The sequence below is a fragment of the Ezakiella sp. genome, assembly GCF_034180565.1.
Taxonomy (GTDB): domain Bacteria; phylum Bacillota; class Clostridia; order Tissierellales; family Peptoniphilaceae; genus Ezakiella.
Map to the genome: position 1 here is coordinate 39,922 of NZ_JAXFOB010000034.1, position 7,712 is coordinate 47,633.

At 33.8% G+C, this 7,712-nt stretch carries 7 protein-coding genes; 6 read left to right on the forward strand and 1 reads right to left on the reverse strand.

Annotation, left to right across the window (positions count from 1 at the left end; all coding sequences use genetic code 11):
* Positions 1-109 precede the first annotated feature (109 nt).
* From SPI61_RS07530 to SPI61_RS07540, 3 genes are read left to right on the forward strand one after another with little or no spacing between them, the layout of a single operon-like run.
* The gene (locus SPI61_RS07530) at positions 110-388 is read left to right on the forward strand and encodes a DUF1294 domain-containing protein (protein ID WP_321137508.1); all 279 of its coding nucleotides are present in this window, start codon (positions 110-112) and stop codon (positions 386-388) included.
* Between the two features lie 25 nt (positions 389-413).
* Positions 414-1,970 carry a murein biosynthesis integral membrane protein MurJ gene (gene murJ / locus SPI61_RS07535; RefSeq protein ID WP_321137509.1) on the forward strand — a complete coding sequence of 519 codons (1,557 nt, stop codon included), beginning with the start codon at positions 414-416 and terminating at the stop codon, positions 1,968-1,970.
* The gene (locus SPI61_RS07540) at positions 1,963-2,856 is read left to right on the forward strand and encodes a C39 family peptidase (RefSeq protein WP_321137510.1); all 894 of its coding nucleotides are present in this window, start codon (positions 1,963-1,965) and stop codon (positions 2,854-2,856) included. The genes murJ and SPI61_RS07540 overlap by 8 nt, the downstream gene beginning before the upstream one ends.
* A gap of 238 nt (positions 2,857-3,094) precedes the next feature.
* Here SPI61_RS07540 and SPI61_RS07545 read toward each other — a convergent pair whose 3' ends face one another.
* Entirely contained in the window at positions 3,095-4,594 is a 1,500-nt protein-coding gene (locus tag SPI61_RS07545; RefSeq protein WP_321137511.1) for a C69 family dipeptidase, read from the reverse strand.
* 272 nt (positions 4,595-4,866) lie between these two features.
* Between SPI61_RS07545 and SPI61_RS07550 the strand changes: the two genes are divergently transcribed.
* From SPI61_RS07550 to SPI61_RS07560, 3 genes are all read left to right on the forward strand, one after another.
* Entirely contained in the window at positions 4,867-5,073 is a 207-nt protein-coding gene (locus tag SPI61_RS07550; RefSeq protein WP_249239785.1) for a hypothetical protein, read from the forward strand.
* Positions 5,063-6,751, forward strand: coding sequence for an ABC transporter ATP-binding protein (locus tag SPI61_RS07555; protein ID WP_321137512.1), 1,689 nt, complete (start codon positions 5,063-5,065; stop codon positions 6,749-6,751). The genes SPI61_RS07550 and SPI61_RS07555 overlap by 11 nt, the downstream gene beginning before the upstream one ends.
* Positions 6,752-6,753: 2 nt before the next feature.
* The coding region (locus SPI61_RS07560) for a radical SAM protein (RefSeq protein WP_321137513.1) at positions 6,754-7,712 on the forward strand (959 nt) is incomplete at its 3' end.

Consider the following 7,712-nt stretch of genomic DNA (forward strand, 5'->3'; position numbering starts at 1 on the left):
TACTTTATATTGTACATTATTTTATCGAAAAAATCTACCCCAAAGCGGGGGACTTATATATAAAAAACAAATGTGATATAATATATTTATTAATTGTTTTGGAGGAAGTATGGACACAGCGCTTTTACTTATTTTAATTATAAATATATTCACTTTTGCGGTTTATGCATGGGACAAGTATGCAGCGATAAGGGGAATGTACAGAGTGAGTGAAAAAAATCTTTTGAGTCTTGCGTTTTTCTTCGGCGCTGCCGGGGCGCTCCTTTCGATGAAAATTTTTCACCACAAAACGCAAAAGCCGGTCTTTGTACTTCTCGTACCGATTGTGTTTGTATTTCAACTTGTTATTGTACTCGTTTATATGTACAAAGTTGGTTATGGATATTAAAAACTGATTTTATAGAGGGGGTTCTATGGGAAAGAACAACTACGAAAATGCTAAATATTGGGCGATGCTCGTGAGCGTTTTTCTGATGATTTCAAAAGTGATGGGATTTTTCAGAGATGTTTTGACGGCGCGTTCTTTCGGTGCGGGTCATGAATCCGACGCATATTTCACGGCGATGAGCGGAATCATCATTGTCATCGGCGCACTCGGCGCGGGTCTTCAAACCACACTTGTGCCGATTTTTTCGGATATAAAGAAAAACCACGGTCGCGAAGGAAAAAATAAATATTTCAGCACTATTTTAAGCGTCACACTTCTTGTGATGACGATAATAACTGTCTTGATGTTTGCACTTGCGGGACCGTTTGCAAGGATTCTTGCAATCGGCTACGAAGGCGAGATGCACGATTTGATTGTGTTTTTAATAAGGCAGGGTCTCCCGATAGGGATTTTTTTGGGCATCACATATGTTTCAAATGCATATCTTCAAAGCGACGAGGTCTACGGACCGCACGCTTTGATGGGGATACCGTACAATCTTATTTTTATAACCTATCTTTTGGTTGCAAAAAAACCGACGGTTATCGGACTTATGAATGTGACGATGCTCGCATCGGCATCGCAATTTTTGATACAGCTTCCGGCGCTTCGAAGCAGAAAACTGCGCTTTAAATTCGAATTAAATTTTCGCGATGAATATTTAAAACGCACATTGATTTTGGTTGTGCCTATAATTATTTCAAGCACAGTTAGCCAAATAAATATTATGATCGACAAAACTCTCGCGTCAACTTTGACCGAAGGGGCGATTTCCGCGCTCAACTATGCAAACAAGGTGAACACTCTTGTTGTTAGCGTATTTGTCGTTGCAATCACGACGGTTGTCTTCCCGAAACTCACAAATGCGGTTTTAAAAAGGGATGTAAAGGAAACGGGCGCGCTTTTTTCATCGAGTGTAAATCTTGTGCAGCTTGTGACGATTCCTGCGGCAATCGGACTCATTGTTTTAAATCGCCCGATTATAAGCATACTCTTTCAAAGGGGAGCGTTCGACGAAAAGGCGACAATCCTCACGAGCGGTGCGCTGCTTTTTTATGCGCCGGGTCTTATCGGACAGTCCCTAAGAATGTGTTTTGAAAATATGTTCTATTCATATCAACAGACGAAAATTCCGATGTACACCGGTTTTCTCACCGTTATATTGAATGTTATTTTCAATTTCATTTTAATTAAACCGATGGGACACCGTGGTCTTGCGCTTGCGACGTCGCTTTCGATGCTCATAACAAGTATAATAATGTATTTTATTATAAGAAAAATGGTCAAGTTCAACGAAAAGGAAACCATAATAACATTTTTAAAAATTCTTCTTAGCGGAATTTTGATGGGCGTTGCAACACACTTTATGTGGAAGGCGTTCACGCCTTTAATGACGTCGAGAATGAAAGAAGTTTTGTTTTTATTTGTGACGATTTTTATTGCGATTGTAATTTATCTTCTTGCAACAATGCTTTTCGGAATTAAAGACACGAGAACTCTCGTTCAGACAGTAAAAAGGAAATTCGGTAGAAAAAATGCGTAGAATATTTATATATATAATTGCCGCTTTCGTCGTTGTTTTTTCTCTCTTTTTAATTTTCAGAGAAAAAGAAGAGCCGGCTTACAAGCCGATTGTTTTGGACAGCGATAGAGGCGTAGAAAAAGAAATAAACAATCCGATGGATTATAAACTTGACGGAGTGAGCATTGACGACAGATTTGACGGTGAGTACGAAATGCAAAACAGTCTCGACGGCTATGTGAAAAATTTGGGCGAGTCTTCGAAGATAAATGAAAACGCGAAAAAGCTCCTCGAAAATCGCGCGCATGTCGAAGACACTATGCTAAAACTTGCGTCGAACAGAGTTGATGCAATAAATTTTGTCTTCTACAAAGACGAATACAAGGACAGATATGTCGAAAGCCACACCGAAAGCTATCCGCTCGCTCGAAAAGTGCCGCTTTTTATACAGTGGGACCCGAGATGGGGCTACAAAATGTACGAGGACTATTTTGCAATCATCGGTTGCGGACCGACTTCGGTTGCGATGATTTTAAACGCATACGGCGAAAAGAAAACGCCGATTGATATGATGGAAGAAATGGTTGCAAACGGTGCATACTTGAAAGATTTGGGCACAAGTTGGGACGGAATCAAGAAAACTCTTCGAGATCATGGCATGAATGTTTCGGAAATTCCTTTGGGCGAGAGAAAATTTATAAATGTTTTAAATGAGGGAAACCAAATTCTCCTTTCGATGAGAGAGGGGAAATTCACAACCGGCGGCCACTATATGGTCTTGGTCGGCGTGACGGAGGACGGAAAGTTTTTATTAAACGACCCGAACTCCGTGAGATACTCCGTGAAAACTTGGGACTATAGCGAACTTCAAAACGAAATAAAGGGTTGTTGGAGCGTCGGAAAATAATTTGATTTAATCCGCAGGGGGGATACACTTCTGCGGATTTTTTGTGCGAGTTTTGGGCGCAGCTCTGTGAGTATGTATGTGTATGAATGCGTGTGAATATGTGTACGCATATGTGTGTATGCGTGTGAATGCATGCGAATATGTGTATATAAAGTTTTGTGTGAATAGCTATATAAAACAAAATGCAATTTTCCAATTTTAAACAAAAAAATAAGGAGCAAAGCCCCTTATTTATAAACTATGCGTCGCTTCTTGCAAAACCGTTTTTCATCTTGCAACTTGCGGTGTATAAAACTTTTGCCAAAAGATCGTCGGTTTCAACTTTAAGTTTGTCGGCGATTTTTTGATTTGCTTTTTCGAGGAATTCTTGAACATCAGCCGGCTTCTTTTCGAGGAAAGCTTCGTCGGTTTCAGTCAAAATTCTTGCGGTAACGCTGCCCGCTTTTTGTTGATAGCGTTCGATGTGCGAACTTGTGTCGGCATAGTGTGCATCTGCAAGTGCTGCAACGATACGATTTGTCCAATAGAAATCATCAGTTGTCGGCTCGCCCGTCGTGTTCTTCAAATATGCCGGCGTGTCGTTTACATTTGAATAGAACGGAACAACCGCATTAAACACATTGCAGCCGAGGCTCAACCATTCAACGGACTTGATTTCGTCAGGCATATAAGGTCTGATTTGAACAAGACCCATAACATTGTTTCTGTTAATGCCGATAGGTCTGAATTTATTTCTTTGACGTTCGTCGCCATGTTTTCCATAGCAATCGTAATCGGTTCCTTGATAGTGGTGTGAAAGTGCATACTTGATGTCTTCGACAGTAATCTTCTTTTCCGGGACAAGCATCCAAGGGATGTCGTCGCTTTCAGGTCTGAAGTCAGCGTCAATTCCGTCCCAATAATATGAATTCGGATTGAAATATCTCATCAAAATCCATGCGCGCGGAGTATTGTATGTGTGGTCGGAGTCGGAGTGTGAACCGTATGCATCGCGAGGATTGATTTGTCCGTCAATGCTCAAATCGAGGTGATACTTTTCGGTGAAATCCTTCAAAGCCTTCGAGCACATAAACTCATTTTGTTCGCCGTAAGCGTCTTCGAAATCGAAGTGGTCGAGACCGAGTTGGTTCGGCATAATTACATAGTGATCGTCCGGCACTCTTCTTGCCATCCAATTGTGTCCGCCGATAGTTTCGAGCCACCAAATTTCATTTTCATCTTGAAAAGCAATTCCGTTCATTTCATAAGTTCCGTACTTTTCAAGAAGTGCGCCGAGTCTTTCAACACCTTCTCTTGCGGAGTTGATGTATGGAAGAGTGATTGTAACCATATCTTCTTCGCCGATTCCACCGAAAGCTTCTTCGACATAACCGTCTTCGCCCGGTTTTCCGACAGCCTTTACATATTCTACAAGCGGATCCGCCGCAAGCACTCTTTCATTTGTTGTGAGCGTTTCGGTTGCAGTCATCGAAACATTCTTTTCGTTGACGCCGAAAGCACCCCAAATTCCTTCGTCCTTTACCGCATTCGGCATACATGTATATCTCATCGGATTGTCCGGCAAATCAATTTCAACTTTTGAAATCACTGATTTATATTTCTTCGGTTGTTCGTCAGGTTTAACAACCACGAACTTCTTCGGAGTGAATTGACCGCTCGGTGAATCTTCATTTCTTGCTACGAGAGTTGAACCGTCGTAGCTTGCATTTTTACCTACTAAAATTGTTGTACAAGCCATAATAATCTTCCTTTCTTTTATTCATTCATATTTTATTATACCCAAATTGGAAAAAGATATTTAAATATATTGCATGATAAAAATTAAATTTATGATTAATTATTAAAAAATTCTTGACAATAAATACATTTGTGTTATAATTAGATTATACGATAAAGTCGAGTATAAGATAAAGCCGATTGTAAAAAAAATTTTTATTAAAATGTTTTTACGTTAAATTACAATTGGTATTAATATCTATATAATATTTTTAGATTTCGGGAGGGAAAAATATGAAAGTATTGAGAAGTGGAAGAAAAATTAGCGGAGGCAGACTCTTTGGATGCAGATATGTAGACCCAATTGATTATTGCCCAAAATGGCAAGGGGGAGATTGTACTTTAGGATGCAGAACCTATCTTTTTTGTGACACAACGCATATATCTTATTCACCGTGTCCGGAAGTTGTGAATAATTTCAAAAAAAGAAATGGTGAATAAAAAGGATGGATTGAAGAAATTATATACTAACTTTAAATTTGTAAAAAATATATTAGATATAAATTATAAGTATGTATATATAATTCAAATATATAAAATAATTGAATCATTATTTGTTCTTTTAAATTTGTTTTTTATTAAGTTCATTATAAGCTTTATTATGCAAAAAAATTTTAATAAGATAATAGTGCTTCTAATATTTTATTTTATAATAGATTGGCTCCATGACTTTATTTTGAGCTATTGTTATGAAGTTTTGTTTCCAAAATATAACTCAAAAATAAAGTTAGATTTTAATATTTCTATTTATAAAAAACATAAGAATAATAAAATTGAAAAAGTACAGAGTAATGAATATATGGATGAGTATTACTTTTGTTTATTTAAAGGTCCAGATTCAATAGTATTCTTTATTGACGCTATAACAGAGTGGATTTCATCATTTATTAAATTGTTGAATTTATCTATTATTTTAGTCAATTATAAGTTTGTATATATATTATTTCCATTGATAACAAATATATTGTTCTATATTTCCAATAAAAAGAATAGTATATTGGATTTTGACATGATGAATGCTACAATTCCAGAATATAGGGATATTGAGTATTATAATAGGATATTTTATAATAAAGAATATAATAGAGATATTAGATTTTATAATACTAACAAAATATTTAAAAAAATAAAAGAGTCATTGAATGAATTGGTAAGTAAAATAAGAATATACGGAATTAGAAAAGTTTCGATAAAGAATCTGTATTCTTTTTTTATAAATTGTTCTAATTATATTTTTCTAGGAATGTTATGTTTCCATACATTACATTCTAGTAATATTTCCGATTTTTATATTGTTTTTTCTTCTGTAAACATGCTAAATGATGAATTTAGATTACTATCATCTAATATTGTTAATTTATATAGAAATAGCATGGAAATAGATAAAATAAAAAATTTTATTAGTGAATCAGAAAAATCTTGTTCAGATAAAAGAAACAATACTGAACATAATATAAAATCTAATTATTTGATTGATTCAAAAGATTTAAAGGTTGGATATAAGAATGGATTCTGCAATAAAATATCAAATTTAAAAATTGGCTTAGATGAAAAGATTGTTTTATTTAAAGGTAAAAATGGAGTGGGAAAGACAACTCTATTAGATACATTATGTGGAATTAATGATTCCTTAGAGGGAGAAATATTTATTTTTGGGAAAAGTATAAACTCATATTCAAAGGATGATATTAGGGATTTAATCAGTATTTTTCTACAAGATTCAAAAATGTATGAAATTTCATTATTAGAGAATATTACTGTTTCTTCAAATAGTGATGTAACTGATTTAAATAGAATACGAAACTTATTTAAAATATTTAAAATGGATAAAATAATTGATCTAGATAAAGACTTAGATAGAAAATTTAATTATTCATATAATGGTAACAGTTTTAACTTTTCAAATGGTGAGTTGCAGAAAATATTATTAATAAGGACTTTTTATTGTAATTCAAAAATATATATACTTGACGAACCTTGTAATCATTTAGATACTAATACCAGATTTATTCTAAAAGATTATATAATAGAATTATCTAAAAATAGCTATATATTTTTGGTTTCTCATGATGAGTTTTTTGACGATATTGCAAATAAAATTATATATTTGGGGGAATAAGCATGAAAGAAAGCTTTTATAATTTTGAATTTGAGAATAATGGAAAATATTTAATTTATAATTCAATTTCGGGAGGAGTAATTGAGCTAAACAAGAGTGAATATGATATATTTAAAAATCAACTAAATGAACCAGAGAACAAAGATTTTAAGAATTCATTGTACGAACAGGGAATAGTAGTTGAAAATAATATAGATGAAAAAGATAGATTTATGTCTCTTTTGAAATTAAGTAAATATTCTATGGATCAAGTTTCAATAGTCATAGCACCATATTTAGGGTGTAATTTTTCTTGCGTATATTGCTATGAAAAGGGAAACATGAATAATCATAAAATTAGTATAGAAACACTTAACAAAATATATGAATATATAGATTATTTAAGTGATAATTCTAAAAAATTGTATATTGCATGGACTGGTGGAGAACCACTTATGGCATACAATGAAGTACTATACTTATCAGGTAAAATTTACGAATTGTGTCGCACAAAAAAAGTAGACTATAACGGTTATATAGTAACCAACGGTTCACTTTTAAATAAAACAATTGCAAAAAGCTTAAGTAACGTTGGGGTTAATTCTGTACAAATAACAATTGATGGCTTAGAAGAAACTCATAATAAGAATCGACCATTTAATTCTGGAGAAGGGTCATTTGCTACTATTATAGAAAATATTAAGTCTGTTTATGATGATTTTGAGAGAATAGATATACGTGTTAATATTGACAAATCTCACGAATCAGATATAATGGAATTAAAGGATATTTTTAAAGAATTTGATAGAGAAAATAAAATAAAAATTTATATTAGTAAAATTGAAAATGTAAATAATGTTAAATACAATGATAGAGTATACTCTAATGAAGAGTTTAAAGAATTGCAGTTAAATTCTGTTAAAAAAGGAGATTTTAATTTATTAAATCTAATATTTCCGGATACTAAGATTAGGTATTGTAT

Bases quoted from the DNA above. Each gene is read 5' to 3' on its own strand.
- SPI61_RS07530 (WP_321137508.1), top strand. From the start codon at position 110: ATGGACACAGCGCTTTTACTTATTTTAATTATAAATATATTCACTTTT.
- murJ (WP_321137509.1), top strand. From the start codon at position 414: ATGGGAAAGAACAACTACGAAAATGCTAAATATTGGGCGATGCTCGTG.
- SPI61_RS07540 (WP_321137510.1), top strand. From the start codon at position 1,963: ATGCGTAGAATATTTATATATATAATTGCCGCTTTCGTCGTTGTTTTT.
- SPI61_RS07545 (WP_321137511.1), bottom strand. From the start codon at position 4,594: ATGGCTTGTACAACAATTTTAGTAGGTAAAAATGCAAGCTACGACGGT.
- SPI61_RS07550 (WP_249239785.1), top strand. From the start codon at position 4,867: ATGAAAGTATTGAGAAGTGGAAGAAAAATTAGCGGAGGCAGACTCTTT.
- SPI61_RS07555 (WP_321137512.1), top strand. From the start codon at position 5,063: ATGGTGAATAAAAAGGATGGATTGAAGAAATTATATACTAACTTTAAA.